This window comes from Glycomyces buryatensis (assembly GCF_004912275.1).
Classification (GTDB): Bacteria; Actinomycetota; Actinomycetes; order Mycobacteriales; family Micromonosporaceae; genus Glycomyces; species Glycomyces buryatensis.
In genome coordinates, this window is the sequence record NZ_STGY01000038.1 from 1 (window position 1) to 299 (window position 299).

Genomic DNA, 299 nt, shown 5'->3' on the forward strand with positions numbered 1-299 from the left:
TGCCCGACTCCCGAGGCCCTGGTGGCCCAGTACTGCGCGCACGCGTCCTTCACCGAGCTGAAGGCGCACCTGGCCGAGATCGAGGCCTCGTTGGCCGACTCGGCCGAGCTGTTCGAAGGGCTCGGTGAGCAGTCGCTGCAGTAGCTGGACGTGTGGGAACAGGACAACGGCATGTGGGGCCTGGGCGGACAGCTCTCGGCCGATACCGGTGCGCTGTTCGCGAAGCTGCTCGCCACCGCCGTCCCCCCACCCCGCCAAGACGAAGCGGATGCCGACGGCGACCTGCCCGCCGCCGCGAA